The organism is Pseudomonas sp. LBUM1657 (genome assembly GCF_059716075.1).
In genome coordinates, this window is sequence record NZ_CP166799.1 from 4,059,213 (window position 1) to 4,079,521 (window position 20,309).

20 protein-coding genes are annotated in these 20,309 nt (G+C 59.9%); 11 read left to right on the top strand and 9 right to left on the bottom strand.

Translation table 11 applies throughout. The features are described 5' to 3' along the window. Nucleotides 1-16 precede the first annotated feature (16 nt). The 4 genes from ACA055_RS18805 to ACA055_RS18820 form a co-directional block, all read right to left on the bottom strand. On the bottom strand, nt 17-358 hold the full coding sequence (locus ACA055_RS18805) for a DUF3703 domain-containing protein (RefSeq protein ID WP_497680026.1): 342 nt from the start codon (nt 356-358) through the stop codon (nt 17-19). Nucleotides 359-372: 14 nt separating this feature from the next. Then, nucleotides 373-2,463 carry a heavy metal translocating P-type ATPase gene (locus ACA055_RS18810; RefSeq protein ID WP_497684448.1) on the bottom strand — a complete coding sequence of 697 codons (2,091 nt, stop codon included), beginning with the start codon at nt 2,461-2,463 and terminating at the stop codon, nt 373-375. 392 nt (nt 2,464-2,855) lie between these two features. Continuing rightward, a complete protein-coding gene (locus tag ACA055_RS18815) occupies nt 2,856-3,500 on the bottom strand; it encodes a DsbA family protein (RefSeq protein WP_497680027.1) in 645 nt (214 codons plus the stop codon). Continuing rightward, nucleotides 3,497-3,937 carry a disulfide bond formation protein B gene (locus ACA055_RS18820; protein WP_497684449.1) on the bottom strand — a complete coding sequence of 147 codons (441 nt, stop codon included), beginning with the start codon at nt 3,935-3,937 and terminating at the stop codon, nt 3,497-3,499. Before ACA055_RS18820 ends, ACA055_RS18815 begins: the two co-directional genes overlap by 4 nt. 103 nt (nt 3,938-4,040) lie before the next feature. On the opposite strand from ACA055_RS18820, the gene ACA055_RS18825 reads away from it, so the two are divergent. Then, entirely contained in the window at nt 4,041-4,460 is a 420-nt protein-coding gene (locus ACA055_RS18825; RefSeq protein WP_497680028.1) for a MerR family transcriptional regulator, read from the top strand. A gap of 81 nt (nt 4,461-4,541) precedes the next feature. Here ACA055_RS18825 and ACA055_RS18830 read toward each other — a convergent pair whose 3' ends face one another. Further along, nucleotides 4,542-4,952 (bottom strand): HvfA family oxazolone/thioamide-modified RiPP metallophore, encoded by a 411-nt coding sequence (locus tag ACA055_RS18830; RefSeq protein ID WP_497680029.1) that lies wholly within the window; start codon nt 4,950-4,952, stop codon nt 4,542-4,544. A 377-nt stretch (nt 4,953-5,329) separates the two neighbouring features. Between ACA055_RS18830 and ACA055_RS18835 the strand changes: the two genes are divergently transcribed. Further along, nucleotides 5,330-5,749 (top strand): organic hydroperoxide resistance protein, encoded by a 420-nt coding sequence (locus ACA055_RS18835; RefSeq protein ID WP_497680030.1) that lies wholly within the window; start codon nt 5,330-5,332, stop codon nt 5,747-5,749. Nucleotides 5,750-5,802: 53 nt separating this feature from the next. On the opposite strand, the gene ACA055_RS18840 is transcribed toward ACA055_RS18835, so the two are convergent. Both ACA055_RS18840 and ACA055_RS18845 read right to left on the bottom strand, forming a co-directional pair. Further along, on the bottom strand, nt 5,803-7,278 hold the full coding sequence (locus ACA055_RS18840) for a serine hydrolase domain-containing protein (protein ID WP_497680031.1): 1,476 nt from the start codon (nt 7,276-7,278) through the stop codon (nt 5,803-5,805). A 44-nt stretch (nt 7,279-7,322) separates the two neighbouring features. Next, on the bottom strand, nt 7,323-8,240 hold the full coding sequence (locus ACA055_RS18845; protein WP_497680032.1) for a LysR substrate-binding domain-containing protein: 918 nt from the start codon (nt 8,238-8,240) through the stop codon (nt 7,323-7,325). Nucleotides 8,241-8,691: 451 nt separating this feature from the next. On the opposite strand from ACA055_RS18845, the gene ACA055_RS18850 reads away from it, so the two are divergent. The 9 genes from ACA055_RS18850 (at nt 8,692) to msrA (ending at nt 18,923) form a co-directional block, all read left to right on the top strand. Continuing rightward, entirely contained in the window at nt 8,692-10,248 is a 1,557-nt protein-coding gene (locus tag ACA055_RS18850) for an ABC transporter substrate-binding protein (protein WP_497680033.1), read from the top strand. Nucleotides 10,249-10,250: 2 nt separating this feature from the next. After that, nucleotides 10,251-11,192, top strand: coding sequence for an ABC transporter permease (locus ACA055_RS18855; RefSeq protein ID WP_497680034.1), 942 nt, complete (start codon nt 10,251-10,253; stop codon nt 11,190-11,192). Next, nucleotides 11,189-12,073, top strand: a complete 885-nt coding sequence (locus ACA055_RS18860; RefSeq protein WP_497680035.1) for an ABC transporter permease — start codon at nt 11,189-11,191, stop codon at nt 12,071-12,073. The genes ACA055_RS18855 and ACA055_RS18860 overlap by 4 nt, the downstream gene beginning before the upstream one ends. Before the next feature lie 2 nt (nt 12,074-12,075). Then, the gene (locus tag ACA055_RS18865; protein WP_497680036.1) at nt 12,076-13,719 is read left to right on the top strand and encodes an ABC transporter ATP-binding protein; all 1,644 of its coding nucleotides are present in this window, start codon (nt 12,076-12,078) and stop codon (nt 13,717-13,719) included. Between the two features lie 111 nt (nt 13,720-13,830). Next, nucleotides 13,831-15,081, top strand: coding sequence for an OprD family porin (locus ACA055_RS18870; RefSeq protein ID WP_497680037.1), 1,251 nt, complete (start codon nt 13,831-13,833; stop codon nt 15,079-15,081). A 207-nt stretch (nt 15,082-15,288) separates the two neighbouring features. After that, nucleotides 15,289-16,407 carry a succinylglutamate desuccinylase/aspartoacylase family protein gene (locus tag ACA055_RS18875; RefSeq protein WP_497680038.1) on the top strand — a complete coding sequence of 373 codons (1,119 nt, stop codon included), beginning with the start codon at nt 15,289-15,291 and terminating at the stop codon, nt 16,405-16,407. A 39-nt stretch (nt 16,408-16,446) separates the two neighbouring features. Then, on the top strand, nt 16,447-17,643 hold the full coding sequence (gene rocD / locus ACA055_RS18880) for an ornithine--oxo-acid transaminase (RefSeq protein WP_497680039.1): 1,197 nt from the start codon (nt 16,447-16,449) through the stop codon (nt 17,641-17,643). A gap of 219 nt (nt 17,644-17,862) precedes the next feature. Beyond that, nucleotides 17,863-18,315 (top strand): Ohr family peroxiredoxin, encoded by a 453-nt coding sequence (locus ACA055_RS18885; RefSeq protein ID WP_497680040.1) that lies wholly within the window; start codon nt 17,863-17,865, stop codon nt 18,313-18,315. 101 nt (nt 18,316-18,416) lie between these two features. Then, nucleotides 18,417-18,923: a peptide-methionine (S)-S-oxide reductase MsrA gene (gene msrA / locus ACA055_RS18890; protein ID WP_497680041.1), complete on the top strand. Its 507-nt coding sequence runs from the start codon at nt 18,417-18,419 to the stop codon at nt 18,921-18,923. Nucleotides 18,924-18,957: 34 nt separating this feature from the next. On the opposite strand, the gene map is transcribed toward msrA, so the two are convergent. Both map and ACA055_RS18900 read right to left on the bottom strand, forming a co-directional pair. After that, on the bottom strand, nt 18,958-19,749 hold the full coding sequence (gene map, locus ACA055_RS18895) for a type I methionyl aminopeptidase (RefSeq protein ID WP_497680042.1): 792 nt from the start codon (nt 19,747-19,749) through the stop codon (nt 18,958-18,960). After that, nucleotides 19,746-20,009, bottom strand: a complete 264-nt coding sequence (locus ACA055_RS18900; RefSeq protein ID WP_497680043.1) for a ParD-like family protein — start codon at nt 20,007-20,009, stop codon at nt 19,746-19,748. Before ACA055_RS18900 ends, map begins: the two co-directional genes overlap by 4 nt. Nucleotides 20,010-20,309: the final 300 nt, after the last annotated feature.

Consider the following 20,309-nt stretch of genomic DNA (forward strand, 5'->3'; position numbering starts at 1 on the left):
GAAGACCGTCTGCGGGTCACTCTTCGTCAAGAAGAGATTCCAGTTCCGGAGAGAGAGGCATCACCTGAAAAGCGCTGATTCGGGCGCGACCGGTGTTCCCCCGAGGCACCCAGACTCTTGAAAATAGCAGTGCAGCGATGACACGTGGTATTTGTCCCAAAACCTCCCGGGGATCTTGTGCCCTGATGCCCACGTACAACATCAAGACGTGGGATTTTGCATGTAGCAGGGGGCGGCGCTGCGTCAGGATGTGGGTGCGCTCGAGCCAATGGTAAGCGCGCCCATAATCCCGGGAACGAATCGCTACACGGGCTTCGCTGAAGCCCTCACGAATTGCGCCATGCAACCTCTCTTTCATGCTCAGCCTCCGGACTATTTTTTCAACAGGCGCAGCCCATTCAGCACGACCAACAGGCTGACTCCCACATCTGCAAACACCGCCATCCACATGGTGGCCAAGCCCATCAGGGTGAACACCAGGAACACGGCCTTGATCCCCAAGGCAAAGAAAATGTTTTGCTTGAGAATCGTAGCGGTCTGGCGTGACAGGCGAACAAACGCCGGGATTTTGCGCAGGTCGTCATCCATCAGCGCGACATCAGCGGTTTCGATGGCGGTTCCCGTACCCGCGGCGGCCATGGCGAAACCGATCTGGGACTTGGCCAGGGCCGGTGCATCGTTGATTCCGTCACCGACCATCCCTACCACGTGATTACGGCTCTGCAACTCACCAATGGCAGCCAGCTTGTCGGCAGGCAGCAAGTTTCCTCGCGGCTCATCAATTCCGACTCGTTGAGCAATGGCCTGCGCCGTGTGGGCGTTGTCGCCCGTGAGCATCATGGTCTTGATGCCCAGTGCGTGCAGTTCTTGGATCGCGGTCTGGCTGGAATCCTTCACCGTATCGGCCACGGCAAACAGCGCGAAGACCTGAGTGGCACTGGTCAACGCCACCACCGTTTTGCCCTGACGCTCCAGCTGATTCAGCGAGGCTTCCAGCTGCGGCGTACCCAACCCCAATTCCTCGATCAGGCGATGATTACCCAAGTGATAGAGCTGCCCTTCGATCATGCCCTTCACCCCACGACCGGGAAGGGCCTCAAAGTTCTCGACCTGCTTGAACGGCGATGCGTCGAGGGACTCGTGCCTGGCGATGGCTTGCGAGACCGGGTGATCCGAGCGCGCACCCAGGCTGGCGGCAACAATCTGAGGAGCAACGTCAGAAGTTTCGATCATCGGCAGGTAATCAGTTTGAACCGGCTTACCGTGGGTGATCGTTCCGGTTTTATCCAGCGCGACGAAGCTCAGCTTCGCGCCGATTTCCAGGTAGACGCCGCCCTTGACCAAAATCCCCTTGCGAGCCGCTGCCGCCAGACCGCTGACGATGGACACCGGTGTGGAAATAACCAACGCACAAGGACAAGCAACCACGAGCAGTACAAGGGCGCGATAGATCCAGTCCGTCCACAATCCGCCCATGAACAAGGGCGGAAACACCGCAATGGCAACGGCGAAGAAGAACACCGCTGGCGTATAAACCTTGGCGAACTGATCGACGAACCGCTGGGTCGGTGCCCGTGTACTTTGCGCTTCTTCCACCGCGTGGATGATTCGCGCCAGCGTGGTGTTGCCGGCCTCAGCCGTCACGCGGTACTCGAAGGACCCGGATTCGTTGATGGAGCCGGCATACACCGGATCATCGACCGTTTTCTCGATGGGCAGGCTTTCCCCCGTGATGGGCGCCTGATTGACGGTAGAGTTGCCGGAAGCGACATCGCCATCCAGCCCGATACGTTCACCTGGGCGAACCCGAACCAGTGCGCCGATCTCGACCGTTTTCACATCGACTTCCAGCCAGCTGCCGTCCGGCTGACGCACGGTGGCTCGCTCCGGCGTCCAGTCCATCAAACCCTTGATCGCGTTGCGCGCACGATCCAGCGACTTGGCCTCGACCATTTCGGCAACGGTAAACAGGAACATGACCATCGCCGCTTCCGGCCACTGGCCGATCAACACGGCGCCCGTCACCGCGATGCTCATCAAGGCATTGATGTTCAGGTTGAGATGTTTGAGCGATATCCAGCCTTTCTTGTACGTCGTCGGGCCACAGAGTGCGATGGCGAACAAGGCGACGACCGCGACTACCCATTCAGGAGCCGAGTTAGTGAAGTGCAAGACTTCCGCGCCGACCGCTGAAACACCGGACAGCGCCAATGGCCACCAAGTACTTTTACGCGGTGGTGCCGCTTGAGACTCGGCTTGTGCGGCATCGGGTGCCTTGCTGTCAGCCGTCAACGGTTCGGCATGCATGCCCAGCGATGACACCGCCGCTTCGATACCCAAGGTGTCCGGCAATTGGTGCCAGACGCCCAGGGTGCGGTTCATCATGTTGAATTCCAGTTTCTGAATCCCGCCCATTTTGCCGAGCTTGCCCTCGATCATGGTCTGCTCGGAAGGACAGCACATCTGACCGATGCGGAAACTGCTGAATCGAGCGTTGTCACCGACGGTGGTGGGCGACACTTTTGCTGTACAAGCGCTTGCGCCCTGCGCACCGGATGACGGGCAGCACGCGTCGGTAAAGAGATCGCTGACAACCGGGGCGACCGGTTGGCTCGGTTCGGCCAGGGTGTACAAGGCGGATGGCGATGTTGCGGCAGATGCACAACAACCCGCAGGAGCAGCCGGATCAAAAACCTCCACGCCGGCCTGACTTCCAGGTGTGTGCTGATCACCGCAACAGCTTTTCATAAGGTCACTCTCCACACGATAGGGTGAAGAGTGAACACCCTATAGCCACTATAAGGTCAAGCGCATTATCGCGATCGCCACGCCTTTTGCAGCATTGCCGCTTGTGACTAGCGCGGCTGGTTAATCTCGCTCCAGATCAGATCGTAGAGCTGCTGGGCACCGAAGTTGGTCAGCGGCTTGCCGTTGACGAAGAATGTCGGCGTGCCCCGTACACCTACGGTTTTCGCATCGGCGGCATCTTTTTCTATCGTGGCGGTGATATCCGGCGACATCATTTCCGCTCGAGCCTTGGCCACGTCCAGGCCTGCCTTGGCAGCAGCGTCCCATGCGGCGGCTGCCTGAGCATCATCATGCCACTGCGGTTGAGCCTCGAGGACAGCTTCAAGTACCGGCACAAATACGCCCTGTTTGCGCGCGGCCTCCACAAGCCGGATGGCTTCTTCAGACCCTACGTGAAGCTTCACATAGCGCAGCACCAGACGAACATCGGTCGGGTGCTGGGACATCATCTTTTTGACGATGGGATAGAAGGCGCGGCAACTTTCACACGACGGGTCAAAGAACTCGACGATCGTCACCGGTGCATTGGCAGGGCCAAAGGTTGGCGAGTGAAAGCGCACCAGAGCGCTGTTTTCCTGCACGGGTGCGGTGGCCTGGGGCACCGTGGTTGCACGATCATAGAAAAATGCAGCGGCTGCGAAGCCGATCACGGCAAGGGCGCTGATGGCGAGGACGACGGTGCGTCTGCTCATACGGTAAATCTCCGGCGGATGAGAACAAGAAGAAGGATCAGGAGGCTGAATACGCCCAGCGATAACAACGGCAGCGCAACACCACCGAAGATGGTCATGTCAGCGCCAGAGCAGGACGGGCCGACACCACAGGGCTTGATGCTTTCGGGGATCAATCCGAAATAAAGCAGGTTGTGATACAGCGCAATCAACCAGCCCATTACGGCTAAAGGCAATGCATAACGCCAAACGCCCGCGTCCGACATGCAGCAAGCAACACCCAGCACCAGGACGAGGGGAAACATGAATGCACGTTGAAACCAGCAAAGAACGCAAGGCACTTGCCCCATGACTTCGCCAACGAACAACACGGCGAGTGTGGAGACAAGGGCGAGCAGCCATGCACAGAGCAAGAGCGCCCAAACTCCGGATTGACGCGGTGGGTGTGTGGTTTGCATCGGATCAAAGCCCTTTTTGTCGTGGTGGTCAGGGCGCGCACGGATTTGTTCATCGCCTGAAGTGAGTAGAATGAAGGTTCTAGCGACTATAAGGTCAAGCGAAATGAGTGCGGCCACTTACACGGTCGGTGCCTTGGCGAAGGCGACCGATACCAAGGCGGTAACGATCCGCTATTACGAGCAGTCAGGGCTGCTGCCCTCAGCCGGACGATCACCATCGGGCTATCGCTTTTACACGGATGAGGAGCGCGACCGACTATTGTTCATCCGCCGAAGCCGCGCACTGGGATTCAGCCTTGATGACATTCGTGAGCTGTTGGGCTTCGCTGATCGACGCGACGCATCCTGCGCTGGCGTGGACGCCAAAGTCGAAGGGCAATTAGAGCAGGTGCGAATGCGTATCCGGGATTTGCAAGGGTTAGAGACGGAGTTAGCGCGTCTCAACGTTTGCTGCCAGGGTGGCGTTATCGAACAATGCCGCATTATCGAGTCGCTATCGAACCGAGGTCAGGTTGGCGATTAGCGATCCGGGAGGGAGGGGTTTGAATGGCAAGCCGCCCTCCCCGGCCAAAGGCACAAGGAGAGCGGTGGTAGAAAGGTCGACTCAGTCGCGAGCCTTGCTCAGGCGCGTGAACAGCTCGGTAGGCGCTTCCTTGCCGTTGGAGCTGTAGACGCTCTTCATGTATTTGTAGGTTTCGGCCTCGGACAGGTAGCCGTCATGGTCAGCGTCGATCACGTCGAAATCCGCACCGCGGGTGGGGGCCACGGCCAGGAATTCCTTGCGCGAAACACGGCTGTCGTCGTCGGTGTCGGTGCGCGCGAAGGAGGCGTCACCGCACTTGCCCTCACCGCACTTGCCTTCGCCACACTTGCCTTCGCTGGTTTTGGTCGCGGAAGCCAGTTGATAGCCTTGTGGCAGCGCTTCAGCGGCGAAGGCGGAAGAGGCCAGATTGAGGCCGCCGGCCAGGGCGACGGCGATCAAACCAACACGAGTGTTTTTCGAGATACGGGACATGGTGTTTCTCCGGATACGGTGCACGGCCAGGCCATGCGGATCATGCCAAAACGGCAACCCCTCTGGAGGAGACTCACTGCAAAGTGGAACACGGGCATCCCGTAGCGCATCCGGTAGCGACAGGCCGTTTTCCACCGCGACAGGATGAACCTCTTCGGGGTCAGGAGATTTGGCCACGACGATGTATCTGCGAAGTATCCGGCGACAGGGTGATTTGTATCGGTCTGTATGTTCTCCAAGGATCTTACACAGCGATACACAAACACCGGATCAGGACACATGCGCAGTACATGAAAGTGGAAAAGTGGGCTCCGTCGCAAAGCGAGCGCTCTGCGATATCAAGGGTGAAAAGCCCAAAACCTTAACAGGAGCCCTCCATGATCAATGCAATCGACACCGTGCTTTATACCGGCAAGACACACACCACCGGCGGCCGCGACGGCGCATCGCGCAGCTCCGATGGTCGTCTGGACATCAAGCTCTCCCCTATTGGCTCCTCGGGCAGCGGCACCAACCCCGAACAACTGCTGGCTGCCGGTTGGTCGGCGTGCTTCATCGGTGCGATGGGCAAAGCGGCTGCCGCGATGAAGGTGACCCTGCCGAGCGACATCGCTGTGGATGCCGAAGTGGATTTGGGCAAGACCGAAGACGCCTTTTTCCTCCAGGCGCGCCTCAATGTCAGCCTTCCGGGCCTGGACCCCGTTGTCGCACGAGCGGTGGTGGATGACGCACACCTGCGGTGCCCGTACTCCAAGGCACTGAGTGGCAACATCGACATCACGATCAATCTGGTTTAACCCGAGCGCTCGGCGTAGCCTGCCTTGGCGACGGGCTGCGCCGGTTGGTGAATCTAGCTCACGCGCCTGCCCTGCAGCGTTGGCTGCTCAAGCGCACCACTGTTGACGTTGACCTTGCGCGTCCATGTCACCGAGTCGCCTGTGAAGGTGCAGCGGACGGTGTCGCGGAATGCGCTGGCGACGTAAATCCATTGCATCTCCAGCGTCGTATCATCGAGCCAACATGCCCCAGCGATGACGGCTTCGTCCTTGAAGGTGTAGCCATGATGCAGTTCGCTGCCCGGCATATCTGTGGTGCCCTGATGCCAACGATGCAGCCCGACGACAATGCGATGAGTTCCCCCGTGGTCGGTCAGTTGCACGATCAACGTGTCTTGCTCGAAGGCAAACGCGAGCCGAGTGACGCCCAGGTTGTTGTCGTCTACATCGACCTCGACGGCGACGGGAGCGCTGAACGGCGAGAGGCCTGCGGATACCAACACCGGAACCTGACGCATCGCTTCCAGCCGTCGTATCAGGCGTTGGTCCGCCTCATCCGCCGCAGTACCGGCGTGGTGAAAGGCTGCCGGGAAATGCCGTTCGATGTGCGGGATGATTTGCGCCGAGTTTTTCATCGCGCCGACCACTGCGAGCGTCGCACCGGAAGCCGGGAAGACGATCGACATTTGCACGAAAACGCCCACGGCACAGTACGCATCCCGGGGTTTGATCGCCCAGTGATAACCGTATTTGCTGTCGGGGCCGCCTTGCGGGCGGGTCGCGGCCTGCACCCATTCGGACGACAGAATGCGCTGGCCCTCCCACATGCCACCTTGGGCATGAAGGATACCCAGCTTGAGCATGGCCACCGGGGTGGCGGTCAGGCCGTTGCCGCCCGGGTTGATGCCGTCGGGTCCGATGTCCCAGTGCTCGTCGGCGATGCCCAACGGCTCGAACAAGCGAGGACGCAGGTATTCATGCATGGTCTGGCCGGTCACTTTGCTCACGATCGCCGACAGCATGTAGCTGGCCGCGCTGGTGTAGACATACTGCTCGCCGGGCTCATGGACCAGCGGGATCTTGAAAAACTCGGTGATCCAGCTGCTAGCGATGGAGCGCCAGACCGATCCGGAGGTGTTGGCTTGATGGCCGGTGCGCATCGTCAACAGGTGTTCGACGGTCATGCGCGGCAATTTCGGATCGATGTGCGCAGGTACATGCTCTGGGAAGAACGAGATGACCGTATCGCTCAAACGCAGCAAGCCTTCGTCCCGCGCCAGACCGATGGCGCACGCGGTAAAACTTTTCGCCACGGAATGCAGGATTCGCGGGCGTTGCGGGGTGTAGGGCCATTTCCAGCCTTCGGCCGCAACCTTGCCATGGCGGTGCAGGATCATCCCGTGCAAATCCAGCCCGGCGCCTTCGACATCATCGAGAAAGGCGATGACGCGATCAGGATCGATCCCGATTTCGCTGGCCGTCCCACGGAGCAGTCCGTCATCGGCTGTTGGGAGAGGTGCGACGGACGACAAGGTAGTGAGCGCAGGCATGAAAGTCAGGGTCTCTTATGAAGTGAACGGAAACGAGCGAGTGGTCAGCCTTTGGCTCGATGGACCAGGCGCGAATACGAAATCAGCATGCTGGTCAGTTCCTGGGTGACCTGGGTGAACGGCGAGGTTCGGCGGCTGATCAGGCACACGTCCCGCGAGGCCAGCGGCTCGCGGATCGGGATGCTGATCAGCGACGAAGAAAACAGTTTCATGCCTGGCAGCATGCGCGGTTCGATGGTCAGGTAATCCGACTCGGACACGATGTGCAGGATTTCCAGCAACGAGTCGGCGGTGATGGCGATCTTCGGTGGAGGTAGACCTTGAGCCCTGAACAATTCGATCAATCGGTTCTCGGCGCCACCCACGACACCCGCGGGACGGACGCTGATCCATTGACAGTCGGTCAACTCGCGTACGGAACGGGCGTGGGCTTGTGGATGCCCCTTGCGGGCAATGATGCTGGCATCGGAGCTGTAGAGGCGCTCGATGGCCAGGTCGATATCAGTAACATTGGGCGCCAGTGGGCACAACACGAAGTCGAGCCGGCCGTCGCGGATCTTCTCGATCAGCATTTTCGTCGAACCGCTGGCGACGTGAACCTGCACCTTGGGAAACTTGCGCGTGAAACTGCTGAACACCGGCATCAGCAACTCTGCCAGAGGCTCAGCCGTGACGCCCAGGGCGATCTGCCCTTCCGGCTCGCCTTTCCATTGCTGAATGTCTTGCACGGCGCGATCGCAGTCCATGGTGATCGAGCGCGCCCGGGTCAGAAAGCTTTCGCCCGCGGCCGTCAGGTTAATGCCCTGATTGGAGCGCGCCAACAGGGTGACACCCAGCTCTTTTTCCAGGCTTTGTATCGATTGGGTCAGTGTGCTCTGGGCCACACCCAATTGCCGCGCCGCCGAACGAAAGCTGCCTTTCTCGACAACCGAGCAGAAGGCACGAAGATGAACCAGCGTCATGAAAGGCAACCTCTGGGTGCATGGGCAATACGATGATCGATTTGGCCGAAGCTTATCCGAACGGATGGCCAAAAATGCTATCGATCCAAGTGATCGTGATCGGTCAATGTGAATCATGCACGGTGAGTCTCCCCGGGCAAAGCCCCGTACGACGGGCGTCTGATTCGCAAAGCCGATGATTTTGCCGGGGGGTGGCCGGAAATACCGAACACGATCGTCTGGTTCGTTCTTCTCACGTGCTTGCCCTCCCCCTAAGATCCGTCCCACTCAACATGAATACCTTCAAACGGCGCAAGACACGCACTCAAAACAACAACGACATCCGATGTGAAAACGCCTCCAGGCCTGCGTCGGGAGGCGTTTAAAACAAGAAAAATCATCATGTGCCCGGCCGTGCCTTTGTTTCGAGGTCCTGCCAACGGTCCGGGCCGACAGCCAAAGGTTCCTGATAATGAACAAAGCATTTCTTCTCGCCGGCGGGCTCTCGGCCGCTCTGACAGCCAACGCCTGGGCAGACAACACGCTGACCGTGGCCTTGAACGCGGACATTCGCAGCACCGAGCCGGGCGTTAACCGTGACACCAACTCGGATGCCGTGATCCTGCACCTGACTGAAGGTCTGGTGGCCTTTCGCGAAGATGCCAGCGTAGGACCTCTGTTGGCCAAGGATGTGCAGGTATCCGACGATGGCCTGCGCTACACCTTCCATCTGCGCGAAGGCGTGAAGTTTCAGAACGGGGCGCCTTTGACGTCCGCTGAAGTGGTGTGGACCTGGCGCCGCTTCCTCGATCCGAAAACCCAATGGCGGTGCCTCGGCGCGTTTGATGGCAATGGCGGCAGCAAAATTGTCGATATCTCGGCGCCCGACCCGCTGACCGTGGTGTTCACCCTCGATCGACCGAGCGGGCTTTTCCTCGCCAGCACGGCGCTGCCCGAATGTGGCGGCAGCGGGATCGTCCATCCCGATTCGCTGGTCGCGGGCGCCTGGAAAGCACCGATTGGCACCGGGCCGTTCAAGCTGGGCGAATGGAAACCGGGTCAATCGATCGAGCTGCTGCGCTTCGCCGATTACACCCCGCGCGGGGAAGCCAGTCCCGACGGCTACACCGGCAATAAATCGACGACGCTGGATCGCATCAAGTTCATGGTCATCCCCGACCCGGCCGCCGCCAAGGCTGCGCTGTTGTCAAAGAACGTCGACCTGCTGGTGGACGTAACGCCGATGGATGCCAACGAACTGGCGGCCATACCCCAGGTGAAGATTTCCTCCAGCGGCACCATGTCGATCAGTGCCTTGTTGTTCCAGACCCGTGACCCGCTGCTTCAGGATGTGCGTTTGCGTGAAGCCATCGCCTACTCGCTGGACACCACGCAAATCGTCGCGGCCCTGACGGAAAACCGCTCCAGGGCCAACCCGTCAATGGTCGCCATCGGCAGCAAATATCACCAGGCCGTAGAGGACAAGGGTTATGGCTATGACCCGGTCAAGGCACGGCGCCTGCTCGCCGAGGCCGGTTACAAAGGTCAGCCGATCAAACTGCTGGTGAACAAACGCTATCCCTCGATCTTCGACATGGGGGTCTTCACTCAAGCCATGGCCAAGGAGAGCGGAATCAATCTCGTGCTGGAAACCTTGGAATGGGGGACGCAGCTTGAACGTTATCAGTCGGGCAACTTCCAGATGATGGCTTTTCCTTACTCGGAACGCCTGGACCCGGCCCTGAGTTTCGACTCGGTCACGGGCGACAAGAACAAGGAGCCGCGCAAGGTCTGGGACAACCCGCAAGCCCGGGAGTGGCTGGCAGAAGCCATGCGCGAGTCGGACCCGGCCAAGCGTCAGGCGCTGTTTGATCAACTGCACCAACAGATGATCAAGGATGTGCCGCTGATCGTGATGTACAACGGCAACTCGATCTCGGCGCATCGCGATTACGTGCAGGGACTTCGTCCGTGGCCCGTCTCCAAGCCACGTCTGTGGACCGTGAACCTGCAAGCCGGGAGACTCTGATCATGATGCGTTTCATTTTGCAGCGGCTGGCCATGTCATTGCCCACGTTGCTGCTGATCTCGTTGATGGTGTTCGCCATCATCCGTCTGGTGCCCGGCGACCCTGCCCTGCTGATGCTGGGCGATATGGCCGACGCCCACAGCCTGGCCGCCGCGCGCGAAGCGCTGGGCCTGGATCAGCCGTTGGTCATGCAGTTCGTGATTTGGCTCAAGGCCGTGCTCAGTGGTGACCTGGGTTTCTCCATCACCACCAATCAAGCGGTGTTGCCGTTGATCCTCGACCGCTTCAGCGTGAGCGCCAGTATCGTTCTGGTGTCGGTGTTGCTGGCCGCGTTGATCGCCGTACCGCTGGGATTGCTGGCGGCGTGGAAGCAGAACAGCGGGATGGATTTCGGTGTGGTGGCCGGCGCGACCTTGCTCCTGTCGATCCCCAGTTTCTGGTTAGGGCTGCTGCTGTTGTACGGGTTCGGGATCAAGCTCGGCTGGTTGCCGGTGGTGGGTTATGTCGCCTTTCATGACGACCCGTGGCAGGCACTCAGCTACATCGTCTTGCCGATTGTCACCTTGACCCTGGTCGAACTCGGCGCGATCACCCGCATGGCGCGCGCCAGTGCCGTCGAAGTGCTGCGTCTGGAATACATCACCCATGCTCGCGCCAAGGGCCTGTCCGAGCGGGCGGTGTTGTGGCGACACGCCCTGCGCAATGCCTTCGCGCCCACCCTGACGCTGATCGGCCTGATCCTCGGCAACCTGCTCAGCGGCATCGCGGTCCTGGAAACCGTGTTCACGCTGCCGGGCATCGGTCGCCTGATGGTGGATGCCATTTATGCACGGGACTACCCGGTGTTGCAGGGCTGCCTGTTGCTGGTGACCTTCGTCTACGTGCTCGTCAATTTGCTGGTCGACCTTCTCTATCCGCTCTTCGATCCCAGGGTCAAGCTATGAACAAGCCCGTTTCCCCTCCTCCCTACACCGTCCCCGTGCTGCCGGCCGCCGTACCGCGCCGTCGCTCGCGAGGCAGGTTGCCGTTGAACGGCATGATCGGCGGCGCGCTGCTTGTGTTGTTACTGGCCACCGCGCTGCTGGGCCTGGTGTGGACGCCGTCCGATCCCTTGGCGCTGAACCTGATGGCACGTTTGCAGGCGCCCTCCGCCCAGCACTGGCTGGGTACGGATGAATACGGTCGCGACGTGCTCAGCCGACTGATGATCGGTGCGCATACCAGTCTCTGGATCAGCTGGCTGACGGTCAGCCTGGCCGTCATCGCCGGCACCCTGTTGGGGTTGCTTGCGGGGTTCATGCGCGGCTGGGTCGATCGCATCCTGATGATGATCAACGACGCCTTGTTGGCATTCCCCGGCATCCTGCTGGCGCTGGGTTTGATGGCGATCATTGGCCCAAGCCTGTACGGCATCGTCTTCGCCCTCAGCCTGGCGTATACGCCATCGGTGGTGCGAGTGGTGCGCGGCACCGTGCTGTCGTTGCGCGAGAAAGAGTTCGTAGAGGCATCCCGAGTGATCGGCAACTCTGAGCTGTACACCATGCTGCGGCATATCGCGCCCAATTGCGTGGCACCGATCTGCGTGCTGGCCACCAGCATGTTCGGCTGGGCCGTTCTCGCTGAAAGCTCCCTGAGCTTCCTTGGCCTGGGCGTGCCGCCACCCGCCGCGACGTGGGGCAACATGCTTGCGGCGAGCCGTCCCTACATCGCCACCGCCAGCTGGCTCGGGTTGTTTCCCGGCGTCTGCATTGCCCTGTCGTTGCTGGCCTTCAACCTTTCTGGCGATGCACTGCGCGATCGTCTCGACCCGCGGATGAGGAAATGATCATGTCGGCCTCCGATGTTTTGTTGGCAGTGGAAAACCTGAGTATTCGGGTGGGCCCGGAAGGTGCGCTGGCGGTGGACGACCTGAGTTTCACCATCGCACCGGGTGAAATCGTGGCGCTGGTGGGCGAGTCCGGCAGTGGCAAGACCATGGCGGCGCGCGCGGCCATCGGCCTGCTGCCGCCACCGCTGGAGCAGTGTGGTGGCGCGGTACGCTTTCAAGGGCGCGATCTCAATCAGCTGACCACCGAAGAACTGCGCCGTATCCGTGGGGCGAAGATCGGCATGGTGTTCCAGGAGCCGATGGTCTCGCTTAACCCGTCGCTGACCATCGGCCAGCAGATGGCTGAAGGCCTGCGCCTGCATACCGATATGAACGAGGAAGAAATCCGCGAACGCAGCCTGAAGATGCTCGGCCATATCGGCATCGGCGACGCCGAGCGTTGCCTGGCGGCCTATCCCCACGAGTTCTCCGGCGGCATGCGCCAACGCATCATGCTCGCGTCGGTGATGTTGCTGCGACCAGCCTTGTTGATCGCCGACGAACCGACCACGGCGCTGGATTGCCTGGCGCAACTGGACGTGCTCAAGCTGATGCTGGACCTGACCCGGGAAGAAGGCACGGCCATTCTGTTCATCAGCCATGACCTGTCGCTGGTGGCGCGCTATGCCCACAAGGTCGTGGTCATGCGCGATGGCAAAGCCGTGGAGCAAGGCAGCATCGAACGCATCCTGTTGGCGCCCCAGGCCGAGTACACCCGACAGTTGCTCGAAGCCCTGCCCCGGCGCGGCGATCTGGTGCCCTTGCCCCCAAGCGAGCGCCCTCTGCTGGAGGTGGATGGGATTTGCATCGAACATCCGGGACCGCGCAGTTTCTGGGGTCGCAGCCAATTCAAACGGGTCGTGCATTCGGCCAGTTTGAGCATCGCTGCAGGAGAAACCCTGGCGCTGGTCGGTGGCAGTGGTTCGGGCAAGACCACCCTGGGCCGCGCAGTGGTTGGCCTGGTGAAACCCTGTGAAGGTGCGATCCGTTTCCAGGGTGTCGACATTCTCAAGGCCGGTAACCGCGAACATCGGCTGCAGTGCCAGATGATTTTCCAGGACCCGTTTTCGTCCCTCGATCCGCGGATGAAGATCGGCGAAATCATCGCCGAGCCGCTGCGCCACGAGCCAAACCTGAATGCCGAACAACGTCGCGAGCGGGTGCGCAAAACGTTGATCGACGTCGGTCTGGCCGACCATTTCGTCGACCGCTTCCCCCATCAGCTTTCAGGTGGCCAGCGACAGCGGGTGGCGATCGGTCGTGCGCTGGTGCGCCACCCTCGTTTGGTGATCGCCGACGAGCCGATTTCGGCGCTGGACATGACCATCCAGAAACAGATTCTGGAACTGTTCGAGCGACTGCAAGCGCAGTACGGCTTTGCCTGTTTGTTCATCTCACACGACCTGGCGGCGGTGGAGCGCATTGCCCATCGGGTGGCGGTCATGAGTCAGGGCAAAGTGGTCGAGATGGGTTCACGGGATCAGATCTTTGATCACCCGCAACATCCGTACACCCGAAAACTGCTGGCCGCGGCCAGCCCACTGGAAAAACTCGAAGGCGGCGGTTATCGCATTCGACCTAGCCCCGTTGCTGCAGTGATCTAACCAGACCCCAGCTTCACCGTCGCGCAAATCCACGATTTGCGCGGACGGCGAAGCCATGTCTGAAAAACAAGAAAACATCCCCTAACCATTGATCTGCCAGGAGCTAACAACATGAAAAAATCCCTGACTCAATTAATGACCGGCGTGAGCATCGCCGGTACTGGCTTCATTCCACACATGGCCCACGCCGAGTTTCTGAAGTACAGCAGTGCGTCCCTGGACATGAAGAACTACTACTTCAATCGTGATTACCGTGAAGAATCCACGCAGTCCAAGCGTGAAGAGTGGGCCCAGGGTTTTATCCTCGATGTGAAGTCCGGTTTCACTGAGGGAACGGTCGGTTTTGGTGTGGACGCGGTGGGCATGCTGGGGATCAAGCTGGATTCCAGTCCTGATCGTTCCGGCACCGGCCTGCTCAATCGCGGCAGCGACAAGCGCGCGTACGATGATTATTCCAAACTCGGGCTGACCGGCAAGGCGCGCCTGGCCAAGAGTGAACTGCGCGTTGGCTATCTGGTACCCGACTTGCCGACGTTGCAGCCCAACACCAGCCGTCTGTTCCCGCAGTCGTTCAGCGGCGCCCAGCTCATTTCCAGCGACATCAAGGACCTGACCCTGAACCTTGGCCAGCTCGATCAGGCCAAGGACCGTGATTCGACCGACTACGAAGACATGCGCCTGACGGCGCAAAACAAGGCCTACAAAAGCGTTGCCAGCGATGAGTTCCGCTTCGCCGGTGGCGATTACAAACTCACGCCCAATACGGTTTTGAGCTACCACTACGCTCAGCTGGACAGCATTTACCAGCAGCAGTATGCCGGCCTGAAACACAGCTTCGCCCTCGGTGGCGGAACGCTGAAAACCGACGTGCGCTATTTCGATGCCGATGAAGACGGCGCCGGGTTGGCCGGCAAGGTCGACAACCGTGCCTTGAGTACGCGACTGACCTGGACTCTGGGTGGGCACAGCATCGGTGGCGGCTATCAGAAGCAACTGGGCAGCACGCCGTTTACCTACGTTGATGGTGCGGTTTCGTATCTCTTCACCGAGTACCAGTTGGGCAACTTCTCCCAGACCAAGGAGCGTGCCTGGCACGCGCGCTATGACTACGACTTCGCCGGGCTCGGGTTACCGGGCCTGAAATTCTCCACGCGCTACGCCAAAGGCGATCAGGCCGAAATCATTGGCTTCGATGGCGAGGGGCGCGAGTGGGAGCGCGATCTGGATATCTCTTACGTCATTCAGGGCGGGCCGTTCAAAGGTGTTTCGGTGCGCTGGCGCAACGCTCAGAACAACGGCAACTACTACAACGACACCAACGAAAACCGCTTCATCCTCGGTTACACCCTGGCGCTGTGGTAGGCGATTGATCCTGCCGATTTCGATGCGCCGTCAGCCAGGGTTTCGTACCTGGCCGACGGCGACGTCGCAAATAGAGATGAACTGATTTTCGCCGCCTGATCGATTTGACCGATCGGGATAGCCGGGGCCGCCCTTACGGCGATCCAGAGCGGATCTTTATGATTCACCCGGTGGCCGTCCTACTTTTGAACTCGAGAGTTTTACTTTATGGAACATCGCGAACACGTCTTGCTTCAGGCGACACATGGCAGCCACAGGCACCTCGACAGCGAGCATTACGGGCCGGTTGGCCAGGGCCGCAAGATCTACATTCAAGCCGCCCTGCACGCTGACGAGATTCCCGCCATGCTGGTGGCGACGCTGCTGCGCCGGCACCTGGTTGCCCTGGAAAAAGCCAACCGGCTCAAGGACGAAATCGTTCTGGTGGCGGTGGCCAATCCGGTGGGGCTGAGTCAGTACGTCATGGGCGCGCTGAGTGGGCGTTTCGAGTTGGCCAGTGGGCGCAATTACAACCGCAATTTCCCGGTCCATCATCAGGAGATCGCGCAGAAGATCGAAGGCGCGCTCGGGCAAGACATCGACAGCAACCGCAGAGTGATTCGCTCGGCGTGGCGCGAGTGCCTCACTGACTGGGAGCCGATGGACGAATACGCTTCGTTGCAACGCACGCTGATGTTGCTGGCCCACGACGCGGACGTGGTGCTCGACCTGCATTGCTCCCGTGAAGCGGCCATTCATGTCTACACCGGCGAAGAAATCTGGAGCGAAGTGGAGCCACTTTCGCGTTATCTGGGGGCAAAGGTTTCACTGTTGGCCAACGACTCTCAGGGCTACTCGTTCGATGAAGCCCTGTGCCTGCTGTGGACCAATCTGCAAGGCCGATTCGGTGAGACGTTCCCGGTGCCCAACGGCACGGTTGCCGTGACGGTAGAGCATCGCGGACAGCGTGATGTCTCCTACGAAGTGGCAGAGCAAGACGCCGCCGCGATCATCGAGTATTTGATTCACCGCGGGGCCATCGAAGGCATTCCCTCTCCCCTGCCACCGCTGCTCAACCCGGCCACGCCGCTGTCCGGCAGCGAACAGTTTTACGCCCGCTCGCCGGGCATCCTTGTACATCGCGTGCCCGTCGGCAGTCGCGTAGAGGCGGGTCAGGCGTTGTTCGACATTGTCGATCCGCAGACCGGCGACGCGACCACCATCAGCAGCCACACCACTGGCGTGCTCTATATGCGACGCGAGATCCGCTACGTCAAACCGGGTGATCCACTGGGCCGGGTTTCCGGACCTGTACCGATCCGCAGCGGCAAGCTCCTGGGTGCCTGAAAGCATCGCATCCAAATTCAACGTTTCAGGAAATTGAAAATGAACCCTGTCAGTACGATCGAGCGGGAAAACCGCTTCTGTGCGCATAACTATTCACCGCTGCCCGTTGTCCTGGTTCAAGGCGAAGGGGTGTGGGCCATCGATGAACAGGGCAAGCGTTACCTGGACATGATGTCGGCGTATTCCGCGGTCAGTCACGGTCATGTTCACCCACGGATTCGCGAGGCCGCGGTGGCCCAGATCGACAAGATCAGCGTCGTGTCCCGCGCCTTCTACAGCCAGCCCCTGGGCGCCTTTCTGGAAGCACTGTGCCGGGTGACCGGGTTTGCCGGCGCGCTGCCGATGAACAGCGGCGCCGAGGCAGTCGAGACGGCGATCAAGGCTGCGCGGCGCTGGGGTTATCGGGTCAAGGGCATCGAGGCGAATCGGGCTGAAATCGTGGTTGCCGACAATAACTTCCATGGTCGTACGTCCACCATCGTCGGCTTCTCTTCCGAACCGGCGTACAAGGCCGATTTCGGTCCGTTTTGTGGCGGGTTCAAACAAGCACGCTTCGGCGACATCGCCAGCTTTCGTGACGCCATCACTGATCAAACCTGTGCGGTGCTGATCGAACCGATCCAAGGCGAAGCGGGTATTCGCGTGCCCCCGGCCGGGTTTCTTCGTGAACTGCGCAAGCTGTGTGATGAAACCAATACGCTGCTGATACTCGACGAGATTCAATCGGGCCTGGGGCGCACCGGAAAATGGTTCGCCTTCGAACACGAGGGGATTCGTCCTGACGCATTGATTCTGGGCAAGGCGTTGGGCGGCGGGATCATGCCGGTGTCCGCATTCGTCGCCGGGCGGGAGATTCTCGATCAGTTCGATCCCGGTAGCCACGGCTCGACATTCGGCGGCAATCCGCTGGCCGCGGCCATCGGTCTTGAAGCCTTGAAGGTGCTGGACGAAGAAGGCCTGATTGAAAACAGCGCGCGCCTGGGCGAGCACTTGATCAAACGCCTGCAAGGCTTCAACGAGCCTGCGATTGTAGAAGTGCGCGGTCGCGGCTTATGGGTCGGTATCGAGTTGAATCGCCCGGCCAAACCTTACTGCGAGGCCTTGCTGCAGGAGGGCGTATTGACCCGCGAAACCCACGAAAACGTGCTGCGTGTGGCGCCCCCGCTGTCGATCACCCTCGACGAACTTGAGTGGGGTCTTGATCGTATCGAGCGTGTGTTCAAGCGGATGCGCTAAAGCGTTCGATCAACGGGGCAGGCGCCGAGGCCTGTCCTGCTGTGGTCAGACATAAGGCACACGACCTTCAACAGCGCTGACTACACTTTTAAGTGGCCATAACGGTCCATTACGGAATGGCATGCATGACCTTGATTGACAGCTCTAAGGCATCTCATATGACGCATACGATATAAACGCATACGAAACACCAATCATCCAAACTTTCAGGAGACCATTATGAGCAAGATCGAAAAAGTCCTGGTTACAGGCAAAACCCACACCACTTTCAACAACGCAGGCGGTGCCTCCCGTGGCCATAGCGGCAGCCTCGACATCCAGCTTTCCTCACCCGGCAACGCAAAACTGGCCCACGCGTTCACCGCCATCGTGCCGCACCCGACCGCAGAACAACTGTACTCGGGCGCCTGGTCGGCCTGTTACATTGCCGCCGTCGAACTCGCGGCCAAACAGATGAAGGTGACGCTTCCACCCGACCTGTCCGTCGATATCGAAGTCGATCTGGGCCAGACCGGTCAGGACTACTTTCTTCAGGCCCGGCTGACGCTTCGCGTGCCAGGTTTAACGGACAATGTCGGGAAAGAGCTGGCCCACGCCGCCGACCAAATCTGCCCGTACTCCAAGGCGACACGCGGTAACATCGAAGTCGTCCTGAACGTCCTCACCTCGTAAGGCGCAGATAACGACTACAGTGCCAGGCGAGCCCCTATTGCCTGGCGCATCAACCGAGTGGCTCACTCAAGAGCAAATTCACTGACGGGAGTGACCGTAACATGACGACGCGAACTGAAACCGCCATTCTGGCCGGCGGCTGCTTCTGGGGTATGCAGGATCTGATCAGGCGCCAGCCCGGCGTGGTGTCCACCCGCGTGGGCTACACCGGCGGCGATGTGCCTGATGCAACCTATCGCAACCATGGCACACACGCAGAAGCGATCGAAATCAAGTTCGACCCGGACCAGACCAGCTATCGCAAGATCCTCGAGTTTTTCTTCCAGATCCACGACCCGACGACGAAAAATCGCCAGGGCAACGATGTGGGCATGAGCTACCGCTCTGCCCTCTTCTACCTCGACGATGAGCAGAAGCGGGTCGCCGAGGACACCGTGGCCGACGCGGATGCCTCGGGCCTCTGGTCCGACAAGGTCGTCACTGAAATAGCTCCCGCCGGCCCGTTCTGGGAGGCAGAGCCGGAACATCAGGACTACCTCGAACACTATCCCAACGGCTACACCTGCCATTTCATCCGGCCAGACTGGAAGCTGCCGAAACGAGCGTGAGGGCGGCGTCAGCCTGCTGATTTATGAGTAGCGCCTAAACGATGGCGGGATACTCATCGACCTCGTCAGGCCAGGGCGTCAACACCTGGAAGCCGTCGTCGGTAACCGCCACCATGTGCTCCCACTGGGCCGACAGTGAATGATCCTTGGTGACCACCGTCCAGCCGTCACCGAGGGTTTTCACATGGCGTTTGCCGGCGTTCAACATCGGTTCGATGGTGAAGATCATGCCGGTTTTCAGTTTCAGGCCCTGGCCCGGATAACCGTAATGAAGGACCTGCGGCGCATCGTGATACACCTTGCCGATCCCGTGGCCACAGTACTCGCGCACGATGCTGAAGCCATCCCGTTCGGCCACGCTCTGAATGGCATGACCGATATCGCCCAGGGTAGCGCCCGGACGGACGAGGCGAATACCGGCACACATGGCTTCATAGGTGGTTTTGACCAGACGTCGCGCTTCCGGGGCGGGTTCGCCGACGAAGTACATGCGACTGGTATCGCCGTACCAGCCATCCTTGATGACGGCAATGTCGATATTCACGATGTCGCCATTCACCAGCGGCTTGGCCGAAGGAATGCCATGGCAGACCACCTGGTTGACCGACGCACACACGGTTTTCGGGAACCCGTGATAGCCGACATTGCCCGGAATGGCTTTCTGCACATTGACGATGTAGTCGTGACAGAGACGGTCGAGTTCATCGGTGGTCACCCCCGCCTTGACGTGGGGTGTAATCATGGCCAACACCTCGGCGGCCAGCATGCCCGCGACGCGTGACTGGGCGATTTGTTGCGGGGTATTGATCGGGACGTCGGCCTTCATTGCTTGACTCCCGATACCGCCTGCGAAGCGTTAAGCGAAACATCCGCGAGTGCGCAAAGCTGGTTCAAATCGAGGCCGCCTGCCTGTTCGGCACGAATCAGCAAGCGGCTGATGTCGCTGTGATCCAGGTTGGGGTGTAACTCCGCCAGCATCCCGATGCGCATCCAGTGCTCGGCCTGGGCATTGATCGAGCGACTCAGCGCATGGCTGGCGACGCGCAGGTTCTCGTGCATATCTTCTGAAATTTTTACGATGCCCACAGTTTCAATCCAATATGAAATGCATATGAAACGTATATTAGACGATAGCGGTGCGAAATCGCAATTTCAGGACGCAAAATGTGTGGGGGACCGAGGTCGCCCCTGACGAGCACGCATGAAAAAGCCCGCACAAGGCGGGCTTTGAAATTTGAGTAGGTGGCCGGTGCTGGTCTCCGGCTTACAAGGTTTATCAGGACTCTGACAGAACAGTTTTGTGCTCTTCTGCTTCACACGGCATAAGGGCTGGATCTCAGCGCGGAGATCTTTCTAACCGTGTACCCTTCGGAACGTCGCCCCACG